Annotated in this window: 20 protein-coding genes and 1 tRNA gene; 14 read left to right on the top strand and 7 right to left on the bottom strand. The window is 62.2% G+C overall.

The genetic code is table 11. The features are described from left to right. Positions 1-392, top strand: a 392-nt coding sequence (locus tag APH34_RS06620; RefSeq protein ID WP_256215535.1) for a LysR substrate-binding domain-containing protein, incomplete at its 5' end; no start/stop codon positions are given. Positions 393-416: 24 nt separating this feature from the next. Here APH34_RS06620 and APH34_RS06625 read toward each other — a convergent pair. Then, positions 417-1,166, bottom strand: coding sequence for a sulfite exporter TauE/SafE family protein (locus APH34_RS06625; protein ID WP_054900390.1), 750 nt, complete (start codon positions 1,164-1,166; stop codon positions 417-419). A gap of 113 nt (positions 1,167-1,279) precedes the next feature. Between APH34_RS06625 and APH34_RS06630 the strand changes: the two genes are divergently transcribed. From APH34_RS06630 to APH34_RS06640, 3 genes are all read left to right on the top strand, one after another. Continuing rightward, positions 1,280-2,236 (top strand): LysR family transcriptional regulator, encoded by a 957-nt coding sequence (locus tag APH34_RS06630; RefSeq protein WP_054900391.1) that lies wholly within the window; start codon positions 1,280-1,282, stop codon positions 2,234-2,236. A 55-nt stretch (positions 2,237-2,291) separates the two neighbouring features. Beyond that, positions 2,292-2,747: a MarR family winged helix-turn-helix transcriptional regulator gene (locus tag APH34_RS06635; RefSeq protein ID WP_054900392.1), complete on the top strand. Its 456-nt coding sequence runs from the start codon at positions 2,292-2,294 to the stop codon at positions 2,745-2,747. 141 nt (positions 2,748-2,888) lie between these two features. After that, complete coding sequence (locus APH34_RS06640; protein ID WP_054900393.1) at positions 2,889-3,317, top strand: organic hydroperoxide resistance protein; 429 nt, start codon at positions 2,889-2,891, stop codon at positions 3,315-3,317. A gap of 70 nt (positions 3,318-3,387) precedes the next feature. Here APH34_RS06640 and efp read toward each other — a convergent pair whose 3' ends face one another. Further along, positions 3,388-3,957, bottom strand: a complete 570-nt coding sequence (efp, locus tag APH34_RS06645; protein ID WP_012271109.1) for an elongation factor P — start codon at positions 3,955-3,957, stop codon at positions 3,388-3,390. Positions 3,958-4,005: 48 nt separating this feature from the next. Continuing rightward, positions 4,006-5,139, bottom strand: coding sequence for an elongation factor P maturation arginine rhamnosyltransferase EarP (earP, locus tag APH34_RS06650; RefSeq protein ID WP_054900394.1), 1,134 nt, complete (start codon positions 5,137-5,139; stop codon positions 4,006-4,008). 132 nt (positions 5,140-5,271) lie between these two features. Here earP and APH34_RS06655 point away from each other — a divergent pair, with 132 nt between their 5' ends. Further along, positions 5,272-5,664, top strand: coding sequence for a hypothetical protein (locus tag APH34_RS06655; RefSeq protein WP_054900395.1), 393 nt, complete (start codon positions 5,272-5,274; stop codon positions 5,662-5,664). Positions 5,665-5,666: 2 nt separating this feature from the next. Further along, the gene (locus tag APH34_RS06660; protein WP_054900598.1) at positions 5,667-6,137 is read left to right on the top strand and encodes a GreA/GreB family elongation factor; all 471 of its coding nucleotides are present in this window, start codon (positions 5,667-5,669) and stop codon (positions 6,135-6,137) included. A 97-nt stretch (positions 6,138-6,234) separates the two neighbouring features. Here the strand turns inward: APH34_RS06660 and APH34_RS06665 are convergent, their stop codons facing one another. Then, complete coding sequence (locus APH34_RS06665) at positions 6,235-7,173, bottom strand: LysR family transcriptional regulator (protein ID WP_054900396.1); 939 nt, start codon at positions 7,171-7,173, stop codon at positions 6,235-6,237. Positions 7,174-7,291: 118 nt separating this feature from the next. Here APH34_RS06665 and APH34_RS06670 point away from each other — a divergent pair, with 118 nt between their 5' ends. The 4 genes from APH34_RS06670 (at position 7,292) to APH34_RS29205 (ending at position 10,027) form a co-directional block, all read left to right on the top strand. Continuing rightward, entirely contained in the window at positions 7,292-8,041 is a 750-nt protein-coding gene (locus tag APH34_RS06670) for a 3-oxoacyl-ACP reductase family protein (protein ID WP_054900397.1), read from the top strand. Positions 8,042-8,207: 166 nt separating this feature from the next. Further along, positions 8,208-9,401, top strand: a complete 1,194-nt coding sequence (locus APH34_RS06675; RefSeq protein WP_054900398.1) for an MFS transporter — start codon at positions 8,208-8,210, stop codon at positions 9,399-9,401. Positions 9,402-9,495: 94 nt separating this feature from the next. Then, on the top strand, positions 9,496-9,876 hold the full coding sequence (locus tag APH34_RS06680) for a hypothetical protein (RefSeq protein WP_054900399.1): 381 nt from the start codon (positions 9,496-9,498) through the stop codon (positions 9,874-9,876). Between the two features lie 19 nt (positions 9,877-9,895). Next, positions 9,896-10,027 (top strand): hypothetical protein, encoded by a 132-nt coding sequence (locus APH34_RS29205; protein WP_313731286.1) that lies wholly within the window; start codon positions 9,896-9,898, stop codon positions 10,025-10,027. Between the two features lie 85 nt (positions 10,028-10,112). Here the strand turns inward: APH34_RS29205 and APH34_RS06685 are convergent. Further along, positions 10,113-10,202: transfer RNA gene (locus tag APH34_RS06685), tRNA-Ser, on the bottom strand. 290 nt (positions 10,203-10,492) lie between these two features. On the opposite strand from APH34_RS06685, the gene APH34_RS06690 reads away from it, so the two are divergent. The 3 genes from APH34_RS06690 to APH34_RS06700 all read left to right on the top strand — a co-directional run bounded on the left by APH34_RS06690 (position 10,493) and on the right by APH34_RS06700 (position 13,086). Continuing rightward, entirely contained in the window at positions 10,493-11,182 is a 690-nt protein-coding gene (locus APH34_RS06690; protein ID WP_054900400.1) for a crotonase/enoyl-CoA hydratase family protein, read from the top strand. 149 nt (positions 11,183-11,331) lie between these two features. Further along, a complete protein-coding gene (locus APH34_RS06695; RefSeq protein ID WP_054900401.1) occupies positions 11,332-12,051 on the top strand; it encodes a 1-acyl-sn-glycerol-3-phosphate acyltransferase in 720 nt (239 codons plus the stop codon). A 63-nt stretch (positions 12,052-12,114) separates the two neighbouring features. Further along, on the top strand, positions 12,115-13,086 hold the full coding sequence (locus APH34_RS06700) for a magnesium and cobalt transport protein CorA (RefSeq protein ID WP_054900402.1): 972 nt from the start codon (positions 12,115-12,117) through the stop codon (positions 13,084-13,086). 51 nt (positions 13,087-13,137) lie between these two features. Here the strand turns inward: APH34_RS06700 and APH34_RS06705 are convergent, their stop codons facing one another. Further along, positions 13,138-13,872, bottom strand: coding sequence for an amidotransferase (locus APH34_RS06705; RefSeq protein WP_054900403.1), 735 nt, complete (start codon positions 13,870-13,872; stop codon positions 13,138-13,140). 527 nt (positions 13,873-14,399) lie between these two features. Here APH34_RS06705 and APH34_RS06710 point away from each other — a divergent pair. Further along, entirely contained in the window at positions 14,400-15,200 is an 801-nt protein-coding gene (locus tag APH34_RS06710) for a cytochrome c (protein ID WP_054900404.1), read from the top strand. Between the two features lie 62 nt (positions 15,201-15,262). On the opposite strand, the gene APH34_RS06715 is transcribed toward APH34_RS06710, so the two are convergent. After that, entirely contained in the window at positions 15,263-15,592 is a 330-nt protein-coding gene (locus tag APH34_RS06715; RefSeq protein ID WP_054900405.1) for a ribonuclease E inhibitor RraB, read from the bottom strand. Between the last annotated feature and the right edge of the window lie 162 nt (positions 15,593-15,754).

The raw sequence follows: 15,754 nt of genomic DNA on the forward strand, positions 1-15,754 counted from the left end.
ACGAGATTGGCCAATTGCTACGCCAGGAACGCCTGGTATGGGCCGCCGCCGAAGGCTTCTGCCCGCAGGAACAACGGCCGATGCCGGTGGCCCTGTTCAACACCGACTGCTTTTGCCGCGCCTGGACCTGCAACGCCCTTGAGGCGCAGGGCATCGACTATCGCATCGCCTATACCAGCCCCAGCCTGGCGGCGATCTTTGCCATCGTCACAGCCGGGCTGGCGGTGACGGCGCAACTGCAGAGCCTGATTGGCGGGAATATCCGCATCCTCGGCGAGCAAGAAGGGTTGCCGCAGTTACCCGTGGCCAATGTAATGCTGTTGCGTAATACGCAGAGCCAGTCACCGATCACCGACTGCATGGCCGACTACATCATCGAAGGGTTCAAATAACCCGGACCGGCTGCGCCCCTCGGCTCAGAGCTCAAACCCCAGCATCAAAGCGCACACCACCAGAAACACGCAGAACATCCCCCGCAAGACCTTCTCGGGCAGCGCATGGGCCAGGCGCACCCCCCAACTGATGCTGAGCAGGCCACCCACTGCCAACGGAATGCCCACGCCCCAGTCGACACTGTGGTGCACCCCGTACGTCAGCAAGGTCACCATGGTGCTCGGTGCAGCCAGCGCCAGTGACAACCCCTGCGCCACCACCTGAGTGGTGCCGAACACACTGGTCAGGATCGGCGTAGCCACCACCGCGCCACCCACGCCGAACAGGCCACCCATGGTCCCGGCAAAGCTGCCCAGCACGCCCAGCCAAGGCCAGGCATAGCGCAGTTCAGCGCTTGGTGGGGCGACCTTGAGGAACATCCGCGCGACGTTCCAGACAGCCAACGCCACCAGAAAGCCGACGAAGCCCAGACGCATGGCGTGGGCATCGATGCCCACCGCCCAGATCGACCCCAGCCAGGCGAACACAAAGCTGCACAGTGACAACGGCACGGCATGGCGCAGTTCGATGCGGTTGCGTTGGTGATAGCGCCACAGCGCCAGCAGCACGTTCGGCACCACCATCACCAGCGCCGTGCCCTGGGCCAACTGCTGATCGAGGCCGAACAGCACCCCCAGCGCCGGAATCGCGATCAGCCCGCCGCCTATGCCGAACAGCCCACCCATGGTGCCCAGTGCAGCGCCCAGCACGATATACAACAACCACTCGATCATCAGGGTCTCATCCGCCTGTTTTTGACAATGGGGGCATGCTAACGATTGGGCGCTGGCAGGGAAACGCACAGCAACGCACAATGGCTATGCGTTTTCCGCAAAAGCGACCGGTCATGAACCCAGACACCCTTACCGAACAACTGAGCCTTTTTCTGGATGTGCTGGAAACCGGCAGCTTTTCTGCCGCCGCCCGCCGGCATCCACTGACCCCTTCGGCGGTGGCCCGGCGCATCGACACCCTCGAAAACGCCGTCGGCAGCCGCCTGTTCACCCGTAGCACCCATGCCGTGCGCGCCACACCGGCGGGCAATGCCTTCGCCGAACGCGCCCGGCGCATCATCGAAGAGCTGCGCCTGGCCCGTGCCGAAGCCGTTTCACTGAGCAATGCCCCAGAAGGGCTGATCCGAATCGACGCCCCAGCTGCCTTTGGCCGCCGTCACCTGGCCCCGGCCATCGCCGACTTCCTGGTGGCCTACCCCGGCCTGGACGTGCACCTGCGGCTGATCGACAGCTTTGTCGACCTGCACGGCAGTCACCTAGGTGAAGTGGACCTGGTGCTGCGCGCCGGTCCCCTGGCCGATACCCGCTTGGTCGCCACACCGCTGGCTTACATGGTGCGCATCGCCTGCGCCAGCCCCGCCTACCTGGCCAGCCGCGGCGTACCCACCTGCCCCAGCGAGCTGCCCGAACACGATGGCCTGGACTGGGACGGCCTGGCACCGCCCTTCGCCTGGCGCTTCGATGTTGCCGGGCGGCCCCGGGTGTATCGCCCGTCACGCATGCGCATGGCCGCTAACAACGCCGAAACCTTGCTGTTCGGAGCGCTTGCAGGCCTAGGTATCGCCCACCTGCCCACCTGGCTGATCAGCGAATACCTGCTGCGCGGTGAGTTGCTACCGCTGTTCTGTCACAACGGCCTGCCGGCGGCGGAGACCAGCGGAATTTATGCGCTCCGCCTGGAACATGAAACGAACTCTCGCAGCCGCTTGCTGCTCGAATTCCTCAAGAGCCGCTTCAGCCCGATACCACCGTGGGACCTGGCACTGCGCAGCGAACTGCATTGGCAATGAGCGCACTAACAATCAGCGTGCTAGATTCCCCAACTGATTACATTCAAGGACCTGCATGAACGCCGAGACCCAAGCCTCCTCTGACGCGCAGCTGCTGGACAACCAGGTCTGTTTTGCCTTGCATTCGACCTCGCTGCTAATGACCAAGGTCTACAAACCCTTGCTCCAGGCCCTGGGGCTGACCTACCCGCAATATCTAGCCATGCTTGTGTTGTGGGAGCAGGACGGTTTGACCGTGGGAGAAATCAGCCAGCACCTGCTCACCGACCCCGGCTCGCTCACCCCCCTGCTCAAGCGCCTGGAAAGCGAAGGCTTGCTCAAGCGCAACCGCAGCCGCGAAGACGAACGGGTGGTATTGGTGCAACTGACCGACAAGGGTCGCGCCTTGCAGCAGCAGGCCAAAACGGTGCCGCAGTGCATCCTCAAGGCCACCGGTCGCAGCCTGGAGCGCCTGCAACAGCTGCAGGCCGACCTGCTCGAGTTGCGCGAGAGTCTGCAAAAGAACCTCTGAGGGCTATGCTGTGTGATGCCCGTTCGGATGAGCGGTTGCGATTTATCTTGCGCGCAAACTAATTGCGCGCTAATTTAAATCCCGTACCCACCCGGCGCCTCTGGTCACACCAGAGCGCCCTGCACACTAGCGAGGCTCAAGATGCAAAAGGTCACTCCGCTGTACATCGCAGAAGCCACCTCCACTGGCGGTCGCGACGGTAAATCTCGCTCCAGCGACGGCAAGCTGGAGGTCAAGCTGAGCACCCCCAAGGAACTGGGCGGCGCTGGCGGTGATGGCACCAACCCTGAGCAGATGTTCGCCGCGGGTTATTCGGCCTGTTTTATCGGCGCATTGAAGTTTGTGGCCGGCCAGGAGAAAAAACAGCTGCCGGCTGACGCCTCGATCACCGCCAAGGTCGGCATTGGCCAGATCCCAGGTGGGTTCGGCCTGGACATCGACCTGCACATCAACCTGCCCGGCCTGGCCCAAGCCGATGCCGAAGGGCTGGTGGAAAAAGCACACAAGGTTTGCCCGTACTCCAACGCCACACGCGGCAACGTGGATGTGCGCTTGCATGTGACGGTCTGACCCCAGAGGCGCACGCCTGGGAAACAAAAAAACCCGGCCAAGGCCGGGTTTTTGCGCATCGCAAGAAGCATTACTTCTTGGAACGGCCCTTGAAGCTGTTGTCGCGAGTGTCGATGTCGATCCACTCGTCGATCTGGATGAAGTCGGCAACCTGGATCTCAGTACCGTTCTTCAGTTTGGCAGGCTTCATGACCTTGCCCGAGGTGTCGCCGCGAGCAGCGTTCTCGGTGTAGACAACCTGACGGCTGATGGTGGTCGGCAGTTCAACCGACACCAGGCGGCCTTCGAAGAAGACGGCTTCACAGATGTCTTCCATGCCTTCTTCGATGTACGGCAGAACGGCGTCGATGTCTTCGGCGTTCAGTTCGTACATGGTGTAGTCGGTGGTGTCCATGAAGGTGTACGAGTCACCGCTGATGAACGACAGGGTCGCTTCTTTGCGATCCAGGATCACGTCATCCAGCTTGTCGTCCGCACCGTAGACGGTTTCGGTCTTGTAGCCGGTCAGCAGGTTTTTCAGCTTGGTCTTCATGATCGCGCTGTTGCGACCCGACTTGGTGAACTCGGCTTTTTGAACCAGCCACGGGTCGTTGTCGATCCGCAGTACGGTACCGGGTTTCAGTTCTTTACCAGTTTTCATTACGAAGTATCCGAATCTGGATGGATTTATAAAAATCGAGGCCGCATATCATAGCCAATTTCGGTAAAACTGTACCAGCGCCTTGGCAAGGTCCGGCCGAGCGGCCTGGCGGGCGGCCCAATCCCGGGCATGCTGTTGCAGCTGCGGCCAATGTTTGCGGGCGCCTTGCCAGGCCTGGTGCATGTCGCGATCCATGTTCCAGGCGCGCCACAATGCCACCATTGCCTCGCCGGCGGCGTCCGACAAACCCTGTCGATAAAGCTTCAGAAACGCTTCGAGCTTTTCCCAGTGGGCGTTTTCTTCCTGCACATAGATGTGCCACAGCATCGGGCGACCGGCCCACTGCGCCCGCACGAACGAGTCCTCGCCGCGCACGGCATTGAAGTCGCAGCACCACAACAGGCGGTCATAATCGTCCTGGCTGACGAACGGCAGGACCTGCACGGTCAGTGCGCCTCGCTGGAACAGTTCGCCGACCTGAGGCTGCGCTACGCCCAGCCAAGGGCCAAGGTCAGCCAGGATACGGCCCTGCGGGACCAGCAGGTGCGTTGCGCAGGTGTCGGCCGCCAATGCATCGAGCCAGGCACCGAGTTGCGGGTTTTCGTAGGCGAACAGCGAGATCAGCAGGGCATCGGCCTGCACGTGCACACCCAGCCCCTGCAGGAACGCAGCACGCGCCTGGGCAGAATGCTGGAAGGCCTGGCGACGCGGCAGCAAGGTTGCCTCACGCAGCAGCCCACCGGTCTTGTCGGTAAACCCCGGGAAGAAAAATACTTTGCGCAGCCCATTGGGCTGGGGCGACGGCAAACCGTGGCAGCCTTCCACCCAGTCCTCTGCGCTGAGGTAGTCGAGGTTCAGCCACAGTACCGGCGTTTCACGGGCGCGCATGGCGTCGACGTATTGCGCCGGCAACTGGCAGGCAAAAGCACCGATAACCACATCGGCCGGTGCCACAGGCTGCCATTCGCTCAGCCAGGCGCGCACCTCCACCCCCTGCTGCCATTGCTGCGCGGCGCTGGCGTCGGCGCCCGGGCACAGGGGCACGAAGGCGTTCAAGTCGTCGACCCACAGGCGCACCGCCACGCCGTGTTCGGCCACCAGTTGCCGGGCCAGGCGCCAAGTCACGCCAATGTCGCCGTAATTGTCGACGACCGTGCAGAAGATGTCCCAGGTGACGTTCATGTGCCCTTCCCCGCCCGGCGCAAAAACCGCGAATTCTGCGGCTAAATTGTCGCAGACAAAAGCACCGGCGCTGAAAAACCGCCCGACGCCATGCGACAATGGCGCCTGGACCCACCTTGCCAGGAGGCCGCCGTGCGCCGCCACCGTGAACTGACGATCACCCTCAAACCCTTGCAACTGATCCTGTGTGTGGCGCTCGGCCTGTGGCTAGGTGCCGTGGCCATCGCCTTGAGCCTGTGGCTGGCCTTGCAGCTTTGGCCCGACCAGGTGCAACCGCTGGCCCAGGCCGTTGCGCCGGCCATCGCCCAGCCGCCAGCCCCGCCTGCGCATCCTGTGGATGCACAAAGCGAGATGTTCGAGCGTTACAAGGACATCCTGCACAAGCAGGAACTGCAACAGGCCGCCGATGCTGCCCAAGGTAACCCACGCAAGCTCAACAGCCCCAAGTGCCAGTTCTGGCTCTCGCAAAACCGCACCGCGCCGACCGACAAGAGCCAGGCCAACGTGCTGGAGTTCTGTTACTGATGATGGACAAGGCTACCCTGCTCGCACGCATTGTCGCGGCGCTGGAAACGGACATGGACGTACTGCGCCGCGCCGCCCAGACCGCCTACGAAGCCGCCCTCGCCGAAGAGAACATCGCCGAGAACAAGTACGACACCCTGGGCCTGGAAGCCTCGTACCTGGCCACCGGTCAGGCGCGGCGCACGGCCGAGATCCGCCAGGCGCTGGTGATCTATCAGCAGTTGCTATTGCGCGATTATGACCCAGTGCGTGGGATACAGATCAGTAACCTGGTGACCTTGGAAGATGAGACAGGTGCCCGGCGTCACCTGTTCCTGGGCCCGGAGGCGGCGGGCTTGAAAGTGGATGGCGGGGACGGATGGGTGACGGTCATCACGCCGCGTTCGCCGTTGGGGCAGCAACTGATGGGCAAGAAGGTCGATGATGAAGTGAGCCTGGGAACACAGGCGCTCTTCGTCATCGAGGTTGTCTGAGCTGGCCGGCTACAGGCAAAACCGGCCTCACGAGGCCTTACGCTGTTCACTGGCTCAAGTGAAGGGGTTGGAAGCGGCCAGCATTGGCACTGCTCGCCTATGCCCCTGCCAGCGCATCGAACCGCCCTGCCCACCCCCGTTCGGCAAACTGCTCCTGCACGAACTCAATGAACGCCCGCGTCTTGCCCGGCAACAGCTTGTGCTCAGCGTAATACAGGCTGATGTGCCCGTCCTCCACATACCAGTCCGGCAACACCCGCTGCAATTGCCCGCCTTCCAGGTAAGGCACGGCGAACGGCAGGCTGACCAGGGCAATACCCAACCCTTGCTGAGCCACTGCGCACGCCGCATCTGAATCACTCATGGTCATCGCCTGGCGCAATTGCAGTGGCTGCTGCTGCTGCCAGCGACTGGTCAATGGCCACGAGCGCACGCGGCCAGTTTGCGGCGAGCGAATCAGAATACCGGCATGAAGCTCAAGCTCCTGGGGCTGCTCAATCGCCTCGTACCGCGCCAGGTAGGCCGGTGCCGCCACCAATACCCGGTGCGCCGGGGCCAGCTTGCGCGCCACCACCCCGGGCGGCAACTCGAAACCGCCGCCAATGGCGGCATCGAAGCCTTGGCCAATCAAGTCGACCTGACGGTTATCGAAATGCCAGTCCGGGATGATCGCCGGGTAACGCCGTAAAAACTCACCCAGCAGCGGTAACACGTAGAGCCGGCCAAATACGGTGCCCATGCTCACCCGCAACAGCCCCGCTGGCTGGCCCTCGGCGCTGGCCAGGTTGGCCACGGCGTACTGGATGGTACGGAAGCTGTCACCCACTTCACCCAGAAAACGCTGGCCGGCCTCGGTCAGTGTCAGCTTGCGCGTACTACGCTGGAACAGCCGTACACCCAGGCGTCCTTCCAACTGAGCCACATGCTTGCCCACGGCGGCAGGTGTGAGGCTCAAGCGGCGGGCCGCTTCGGCAAAGCTGCCAACCTCAGCGCTGCGGATGAAACACTCGAGGGCGTTGAACGATTCCATGGCCATGATTGGCAACCCAAAGTTTACTCTGCCGATAGCGATTACCATCTTATCAGCGATTAATCATCAGCCGATACTGCACCCCATCCAAGGCATTCAGCCTTAGTTTGAACAGGAGATCGACATGTCCAAGCACCTTACGCTCGAAGGTAAAGCCGCCCTGGTCCAGGGCGGCTCGCGCGGCATTGGCGCCGCCATCGTCCGCCGCCTGGCCCAGGAAGGCGCACAGGTTGCGTTCACCTACGTCAGTTCGCAAGGCCCGGCCAACGACCTGGTCGAGCAAGTCAAGGCAGCCGGTGGCCAGGCACTGGCCCTGCGCGCCGACAGCGCCGATGCTGCCGCTGTACAACTGGCGGTGGACGACACCGTGAAAGCGTTCGGCCGCCTCGATATCCTGGTCAACAACGCTGGCGTCCTGGTGGTAGCGCCGCTGGCAGACTTCGACCTCGCAGACTTCGACCGCACCCTGGCCGTCAACGTGCGCAGCGTGTTCGTCGCAAGCCAGGCCGCCGCCCGCTACATGGGTCAGGGGGGGCGCATCATCAATATCGGCAGCACCAATGCCGAGCGCATGCCGTTTGCCGGCGGCGCGCCGTATGCCATGAGCAAGTCGGCCTTGGTTGGCCTGACCCGCGGCATGGCGCGTGATCTGGGGCCACAGGGGATTACCGTGAACAATGTCCAGCCAGGGCCAGTGGACACTGACATGAACCCGGCAAGCGGCGAATTTGCCGAGAGCCTGATCCCGCTCATGGCGATCGGCCGTTACGGCCAGGCGGATGAAATTGCCAGCTTCGTGGCGTACCTGGCCGGGCCAGAGGCGGGGTACATCACCGGGGCCAGCCTGACCGCCGACGGGGGTTTCGCCGCCTGATCGAAGGGTTACCGTTACCGGCCCTGCGCGGGTCAACCCGCGCAGGGCTCCCCCAACCGCGCCTCATCTGCGTTCAAGATGAACAACGTGACAACGAGCCAATGGCGCCACGCCTGACACTTATTGATACTGGCGACCCATTACTGCCGCCCGCAACGAGATTTCCATGAACACCCCGACCTTGAGCCGCGCCTTGATTCTGCTGATGGCCACCGCCACCGGCCTGGCCGTGGCCAGCAATTATTACGCACAGCCCCTGCTGCACAGCATCGCCGAACAGTTCGGTTTGAGCACCGCCAGCGCCGGCAGCATCGTCATTGCCGCCCAGCTCAGCTACGGTGCAGGCCTACTACTGCTAGCACCGCTGGGCGATCTTTTCGAGCAGCGACGGCTGATCGTGGTGATGACAGCCATTTCCACCTTGGGCCTGGTGATCAGCGCCTGCGCCCCAAGCCTGCCTTGGCTGATCCTCGGCACCACGCTGACCGGCCTGTTCTCGGTGGTGGCCCAGATACTGGTGCCCATGGCCGCAACCTTGAGCGCGCCTGAGCAACGGGGCCGCGCCATTGGCACGTTGATGAGCGGCTTGCTGCTGGGCATCCTGCTGGCGCGCACCGCCGCTGGCTTCATGGCCGAGCTGGGAGGCTGGCGCAGCATCTATGTTCTGGCCGCCATGCTGATGGCCATCACCGCGCTCGCTCTGTACCGCAGCTTGCCGCAACACCACAGCCATGCCGGGCTGAAGTACCCGGCGCTGATCGGCTCGGTGTTCCGCCTGTTCAAGGACGAGCCCGTGCTGCGCCTGCGCTCGCTGCTCGGCTTGCTGGCGTTCAGCTTGTTCGCCCTGTTCTGGACACCCCTGGCGTTCCTCCTGGCCAAAGAGCCCTACCACTATTCCGATGCAGTGATCGGCCTGTTCGGTCTGGCAGGGGCAGCAGGTGCCTTGTCGGCCAACTGGGCCGGGCGCCTGGCAGACCGCGGCAAAGGCTCGCTGGGCACCACCGTGGGGCTGGTGGCACTGTTGCTGTCATGGGTACCGCTGGGCTTTGCCGAGCACTCGCTGGCAGCCTTGCTCGTTGGCGTACTGGTGCTGGACCTGGCCGTGCAACTGGTGCATGTGAGCAATCAGAATGCAGTGATTGCCCTTCGGCCTGAAGCACGCACGCGGCTGAACGCCGGCTACATCACCTGCTATTTCATCGGTGGCGCATTGGGCTCATTGCTGGGCACGCAGCTGTTCGAGCGCCAGGGCTGGATGGGTATCGTGGTCGCCGGGTTGCTGATCGGGGCCTTGGCCCTGGCGCTATGGGCGCTGGCCGAACGCAAGCGCAAACGTGGCTTGCCGGCCTGCGCGGCATAGCGCCACAACCCTCCGTCGCCTTGTCGTTGACTTGCCCTTTGCACCAGCGCATCAGTAAGCGTTGGTCAAAGCTCTTTCACTACAGGACGACCCCATGACAAGGCTCACGGTGCAATCCGGTGATTTCTTGCAAGGTGAAGGCGAGTACCGCAATGGATCGCTCACACTCAAGACCCCGCGCAGCCCCTCGCCTGGCGAGCGGATTTCCCTGACCCGCATCACTGACTTGCGGCTTGCCAGCCTGGAGTCCAGCCGCAGCCTGGGCACTGCCCTGGGCTGGGGCATGGCCGGTGCGCTGGTAGCAGGCCCGGTAGGGTTGCTGGCCGGCCTGTGGCTGGGTGGCAAAGAGGAGGAAGCCACCTTCCTGGCCACCTTCAAGGACGGTCGCAAACTGATGGCCAGCACGGATGGCAAGACCTGGTCGAAGATCGATGACAGTTGGCGCCAGCATCGACGCCCGCCTGTCAGCGACTGAGCAATGACTCGATGACACCGTGCTGCGGCTGACCGTGGATAACGTCTTCGACATACGCTATTGGCGGGATATAGGGGATTACCTGGGTGACCACTACCTGTTCCAGGGGACGCCGAGGACCGCACGGTTGTCGGCTTCCGTGAGTTTCTGACGGGTCGAGGGGCCGCTTTGCGGCCCCAATACCCTGAAAACAAAAAGCCCCCGGACTTTTCAGTTCGGGGGCTCTTCGTAGAATGTGGCGGTGAAGAAGGGATTTGAACCCTTGATACGATTTCTCGTATACACACTTTCCAGGCGTGCTCCTTCGACCACTCGGACACTTCACCGTTTTCTCTTCAAGCTGTTCAGCCTGTCGAGGCGCGCTAATTTAGTAGAAGAGCTTTTCTTTGGCAAGCATTTTTTTCAATTTTTTCATGCATTTAAGCCAACCCACTGAAAACCCCAGCCTGCCACGGCATTGCTGCCAATCTCGCCAGCGCTTTTACCACCCGCCCACGCCGCGCCCCGGCAGCACACGGCATGGCGCGCCAACGCTGACTGATCGGTCAGCCTTGCTGCTTTACCTGGCCCGCCGCGCTGGGTAACGTCATCGCCACGCCCCCTAAAGGACTCTGTCATGAGCGAGCTGATTACCTACCATGCCGAAGACGGCATCGCCACCCTGACCCTGAACAACGGCAAGGTCAATGCCATTTCTCCGGATGTCATCACCCAGTTCAACGCTGCGCTCGACCGCGCCGTCCAGGACCGCGCGGTGCTTATCATCACCGGCCAACCGGGCATTCTGTCTGGCGGCTATGACCTCAAGGTGATGACCGCCGGCCCGAAGGAAGCAGTCGGCCTGGTCACCGCCGGTTCTACCCTGGCGCGGCGGCTGTTGTCGCACCCCTTCCCGGTGATTGTCGCCTGCCCCGGCAACGCGGTGGCAAAAGGGGCCTTCCTGCTGCTGTCGGCCGACTACCGCATCGGCGTCGAAGGGCCGTACAAGATCTGCCTGAACGAAGTGCAGATCGGCATGACCATGCACCACGCCGGTATCGAACTGGCCCGCGACCGCCTGAGCCGGGCGGCCTTCCAGCGCTCGGTCAACAATGCCGAGGTTTTCGACCCGCACGGCGCCGTTGAGGCTGGCTTTCTCGACAAGGTGGTATCGGCCGAGCAACTGCAGGACGCTGCTCTGAGCGCGGCGCGCGAGCTGAAAAAGCTGAACATGCTGGCGCACAAGAACACCAAGCTGAAGGTGCGCAAGGCGTTGCTGGATGCGCTGGACGAGGCGATCCTGCTGGACCAGAATCATATGGGCTGACGCTCCCGCTTGAGAGGGATCAGAATCGGCAGTGGGCCATGGACGTAGAGCCGGCGACAGGGCCATCAGCCCAGACGCCTGACCGAGGGTTTGCCCAACACAGTGCACAGCCGTACACTGCACCGCGACTGTCTGGTGTGAGTCGTACCATGCTCTACTCCCTTCGCATGCTCCTGCTGGCGCTGCATTTTCTGCTGGTAGGAGTCATCGGCCTGCTGATTGGCCTGCTGCGCCCCTTCAACCGTGACAACAGCCGCGTGTTCGCCCGCCTTTACAGCTTGCCCGCCACTTGGCTGATGCGCATCAAGGTCAAGGCCGAAGTTGGCCCGCTGTGGGACCAGCCACCCGGCTGCGTGATCGTTGCCAATCACCAATCCAACTTCGACCTGTTCATCCTCGGCCATGTGGTGCCGCAGCGAACCGTCGCCATCGGCAAGAAAAGCCTGGGCTGGATTCCGCTGTTCGGGCAGCTGTTCTGGCTGGGCGGCAACGTGCTAGTGGACCGCAAGAACGCCTACCAGGCGCGCAAGGCCATGCAGGTGACCACCCGCATCCTGCGTGACGACACCTCGATCTGGATCTTCCCGGAAGGCACGCGTAACCCCGACGAGCAGTTGCTGGCTTTCAAGAAAGGGGCATTCCACATGGCCATCGAAGCGGGTGTGCCGATCGTGCCGGTGTGTGTCAGCCGTTATGCGCGACGCCTGAGCCTGAACAGTTGGCGGCGGCGTACGGTGATTGTGCGCTCGCTGCCCCCCATTGCCACCGCGGGCTTGAGCCAGCAGGACCTGCCGGCGCTGATCGAACAGTGCCGCGGGCAGATGCAGCAGTGCATCGACCACATGGAAGGCGAGCTGGCCAACCAGTAGGTTGCCCTTGCGCGCCTTACAGCCCAAGCTGTAACCCGTGTACAACCGAAGAAGTGGATCACCATGGGGCGAGTCGTGGCATCGGCGGTTTACAGCGCCGGCAGAAAGGTCACCAACATCAGCATCGACGAAGGCGCCGAATGGGCACGCAAGCCGGGACACTTCGTGTGGATCGGCCTGGAGGAGCCCAACGCCGAAGAACTGGCCAACTTGCAGTCGCAGTTCAACCTGCACGAACTGGCCATCGAGGATGCCCTGGAGAAACACAGCCGGCCCAAGCTGGAAACCTTCGGCGACGCCCTGTTCATCGTCACCTATTCGCCGGTGCGCCACGAAGGCAAGCTGGAGTTCATCGAGACACACATTTTTGCCGGTAACGGCTACATCATCACCTGCCGCAACGGGCACTCCAAATCCTATGCCCTGGTCCGCCAACGCTGTGAAGCACGCCCCTTGCTGCTGGAACACGGTGAGGACTTCGTGCTCTACGCGCTGCTGGACTTCGTCACCGAAAACTACCAGCCCGTCAGCGAGGCCATCCACGGCGAGATCGAGGAGCTGGAGCAGAGCGTCCTCAGTGGCTCGCTGCTGGAGGAAGACATCCGTCGCCTGCACGGCCTGCGCCGCGACATCCTGCGACTGCGCCGCTACGTGGCACCGATGGTGGAAATCAGCGAAGAACTGCAGCGCCTGAGCTTTCCGTTCATCGACAAGAACATGCGCCCGTACTTTCGCGACGTCCAGATCCACGTGACACGGCAGATGGAAGACCTGGTGGGGATCCGCGACATCGCCAGCCAGACCATCGAGATCGGCATGCTGCTGGAATCGTCACGGCAAAGTATCGTGCAACGCAAGTTTGCGGCGTGGGCGGCGATTCTGGCCTTCCCCACGGCCATTGCCGGGATTTACGGGATGAACTTCCAGAACATGCCGGAGCTGGGGTGGCATTACGGCTATTTCGCGGTACTGGGGGTGATTGGGCTGGGCTGCGCAGGTCTGTATGCCAGCTTCAAGAAGTCGGGCTGGCTTTGAGGGCCCAATCGCCGGCACGCCGGCGATTGGGCTGCTACGCCGCCCCGAGCATCAGGCAGCGCTATCGCGGGCCTTGGTCGGCTGCTGGACGAAACGCAACATCCACTCCCCTACCAAGTCGCCCTGGTGCTCGGTCGCCAGGCTAGCGATCGCCTTGTGGTACACCTCATCACCCAGGTAATCCTGGCGCGCATCGAGCAGCGCCCGGGAATAGTCATGGACGAACTCAGGGTGGCCCTGGAAGCAAAGCACCTGGTCCCGAATGTGGTAGGCCGCGTTAGGGCAGAAATCACTCGACGCAATTACCGTGGCGCCTTCGGGCAGCTCGGTGACCTGGTCTTGGTGGCTGATCAGCAGGGTCAGCTCGGAGACCTCAGGGTCCATCCATGGCGCGTGTGCCGCCAGCGAATACCGGTGCACGCCTACACCCCAGCCCTTTTCAGCGCGCTCGGCCTTGCCGCCGAGGGTCAGCGCCAGCAATTGATGGCCAAAACACACCCCGAGCAACTTCTCACCGCGCTCGTACAACGTGAGCAGGTACGCCTTCAGGGTCTGGATCCACGGGTCGGTGCCGAATGAATCAGCCTTGCTACCGGTCACCAGGTAGGCATCGAAGCGTTCGTCATCGGCGGGGTAGTCGCCGTTCATCACGTTGTACACACGAAACTCGGCTGCGATCGGCTGCCGCGAGAAGAGCTGCTCGAACATCCTTCCGTAGCCCTGGTACTGCGCGGTCAACTCCGGTCGCAGGACATCGGTTTCAAGGATGCAGATGCGTAACGACATAGGGATAGTCCTGAACGACATGAGTGGGAATCTGCTGTAGAGACTGACGCGAAAGGCACGTACAAGCAAGTAGGCCGCACTGACGAACGGTCACATTTTGTCGGCCCTCTGCAGAGGCGTATGCGGGTGTCTAGCCAGAGGCTGTCAACGAAATGGCCCTTGGCCGCAGTGCAATCTGAAATAAAAAAGCCAAACTTATAGAACAAAGAGTTCTTAAACAGAGATGACGTTCGCCCTACTGTAGGTTGTATATCGACTCTAAGAGGCAAGCAGTACCGGCGTGCCCGCACGCCACTGTGATCGACCCGAAGCGCGACAAGGAAGCCAACGGGTATTCAGGAATAACAACAAGAAGGCGGTCCGCCATGTTCAGACACTCGAAACTGCGTCAAGCTGGACTCATTCTTTTCGCCACCACACTGCTATTGATCCTGCCGAACCTTTCACGCTTGTTCGGTTGACGGCGGCTGTGGCTTTGACGGGCAATGCCCAGGTAACCTGCCGGCCTTGACGGTCGGAGATTGCCCATGCGCCATTGTTTTGCCCTGCTTGCGCTTCTTCTTAGCCTGCCGCTAGCGGCGGCGCAACTGCACCTGGAGTTGGGCAATATGTCGCGCCAATGGGACAGCAACGAACTGCTGGTCCATCCGCAGGCCCGCGACATCCGTATCGATCAGGACGTTTCCTACAAGCGGCCCATGCGCTATCGCGCCGTGCCGTTGGCCACCTTGCTCACGGGCATAAAGCCCGATGACCATCTGCAAGCCGTGGCGCTGGATGGATTCGCCGCCGAGATGCCCGCCGCAGCGTTGCTGCAGGAGGGCCCGGCACGCGCTTGGTTGGCCGTTGAAGACCCTGCCAAGCCATGGCCGGCCTTGGGCAAGGGGAAACCCAGTGCCGGGCCGTTTTATCTGGTATGGACCGCCCCCCAGGCCAATGGCATCCGCCCAGAGCAATGGCCGTTTCAGATCGCCACGATCCGCCGGTTGGCATCGGTCGAGCAGCGCTTCCCGGCGCTGCTGCCCGACCCCAACCTGCCAACCGATGACCCGGTGCGCAAAGGCTTCGCTCTGTTCCAGCAAAACTGCCTCGCCTGCCACCGGCTAAATGGCGCGGGTGATGCGCAGTTCGGGCCGGACCTGAACCTGCCCCATAACCCTACTGAGTATTTTCAGCCGGCGTTCTTGCGCCAGTACATCCGCAACCCGCAAAGCTTGCGGCAATGGCCACAGGCGCGTATGCCCGGGTTTAGCGACAGTGTATTGAGTGAACAGGAGTTGGATGCGTTGCTGGCTTACCTGCGCCATATGGCCGGGCGCAAGCCTTGAACCCGGCCGCACGAAAGACAAGTGGCCTGCTGAGGATGGGCTGCATGGCAGCCCCCCAGGGTTCAGGCAATCGGCCGCTCTTGCTTGACGCCCCACCCTTCTACCTCACCGCCATAGGGTGAAACGGCCTGCTCGAACGTTTCTTCGAAGTCACCAATACCACCATAGGTGGCGTACATGATCTTGCTCAGCTCCAAGTGCCACACACCATCGTCCCGTTCACGCACCTGAGCATTGAGCGACTCACCGCGAAACTGACCGGCGGCCCTTCGCGCGCCGGCTTCATCTGGAAATACCGCGTAGAACTCGATGGGGTGGATACGGCTGAAGTCGAAACCGCCAGCTTTCATCTGGCGTAGAACATTGCTGCTGATATCGTCGTGGCTGCTCATGAATCGTCCTCCTGAATAACGCAATGGATAGACTTTCCGTGCACTACGCACCTGCCGGCAGGGCCGGGCAGATCGAGCGGATGCAAGACGCGAATTGAACAGGTGCAGCCCCGCAGAACAGGCCAACACCTCACACCAGCGTAGTGCCTACCACGGCACCAC

The sequence above is a fragment of the Pseudomonas sp. NBRC 111131 genome (assembly GCF_001320525.1).
Taxonomy (GTDB): domain Bacteria; phylum Pseudomonadota; class Gammaproteobacteria; order Pseudomonadales; family Pseudomonadaceae; genus Aquipseudomonas; species Aquipseudomonas ceruminis.

Bases quoted from the DNA above. Each gene is read 5' to 3' on its own strand.
- APH34_RS06625 (WP_054900390.1), bottom strand. From the start codon at position 1,166: ATGATCGAGTGGTTGTTGTATATCGTGCTGGGCGCTGCACTGGGCACC.
- APH34_RS06630 (WP_054900391.1), top strand. From the start codon at position 1,280: ATGAACCCAGACACCCTTACCGAACAACTGAGCCTTTTTCTGGATGTG.
- APH34_RS06635 (WP_054900392.1), top strand. From the start codon at position 2,292: ATGAACGCCGAGACCCAAGCCTCCTCTGACGCGCAGCTGCTGGACAAC.
- APH34_RS06640 (WP_054900393.1), top strand. From the start codon at position 2,889: ATGCAAAAGGTCACTCCGCTGTACATCGCAGAAGCCACCTCCACTGGC.
- efp (WP_012271109.1), bottom strand. From the start codon at position 3,957: ATGAAAACTGGTAAAGAACTGAAACCCGGTACCGTACTGCGGATCGAC.
- earP (WP_054900394.1), bottom strand. From the start codon at position 5,139: ATGAACGTCACCTGGGACATCTTCTGCACGGTCGTCGACAATTACGGC.
- APH34_RS06660 (WP_054900598.1), top strand. From the start codon at position 5,667: ATGGACAAGGCTACCCTGCTCGCACGCATTGTCGCGGCGCTGGAAACG.
- APH34_RS06665 (WP_054900396.1), bottom strand. From the start codon at position 7,173: ATGGCCATGGAATCGTTCAACGCCCTCGAGTGTTTCATCCGCAGCGCT.
- APH34_RS06670 (WP_054900397.1), top strand. From the start codon at position 7,292: ATGTCCAAGCACCTTACGCTCGAAGGTAAAGCCGCCCTGGTCCAGGGC.
- APH34_RS06675 (WP_054900398.1), top strand. From the start codon at position 8,208: ATGAACACCCCGACCTTGAGCCGCGCCTTGATTCTGCTGATGGCCACC.
- APH34_RS06680 (WP_054900399.1), top strand. From the start codon at position 9,496: ATGACAAGGCTCACGGTGCAATCCGGTGATTTCTTGCAAGGTGAAGGC.
- APH34_RS06690 (WP_054900400.1), top strand. From the start codon at position 10,493: ATGAGCGAGCTGATTACCTACCATGCCGAAGACGGCATCGCCACCCTG.
- APH34_RS06695 (WP_054900401.1), top strand. From the start codon at position 11,332: ATGCTCTACTCCCTTCGCATGCTCCTGCTGGCGCTGCATTTTCTGCTG.
- APH34_RS06700 (WP_054900402.1), top strand. From the start codon at position 12,115: ATGGGGCGAGTCGTGGCATCGGCGGTTTACAGCGCCGGCAGAAAGGTC.
- APH34_RS06705 (WP_054900403.1), bottom strand. From the start codon at position 13,872: ATGTCGTTACGCATCTGCATCCTTGAAACCGATGTCCTGCGACCGGAG.
- APH34_RS06710 (WP_054900404.1), top strand. From the start codon at position 14,400: ATGCGCCATTGTTTTGCCCTGCTTGCGCTTCTTCTTAGCCTGCCGCTA.
- APH34_RS06715 (WP_054900405.1), bottom strand. From the start codon at position 15,592: ATGAGCAGCCACGACGATATCAGCAGCAATGTTCTACGCCAGATGAAA.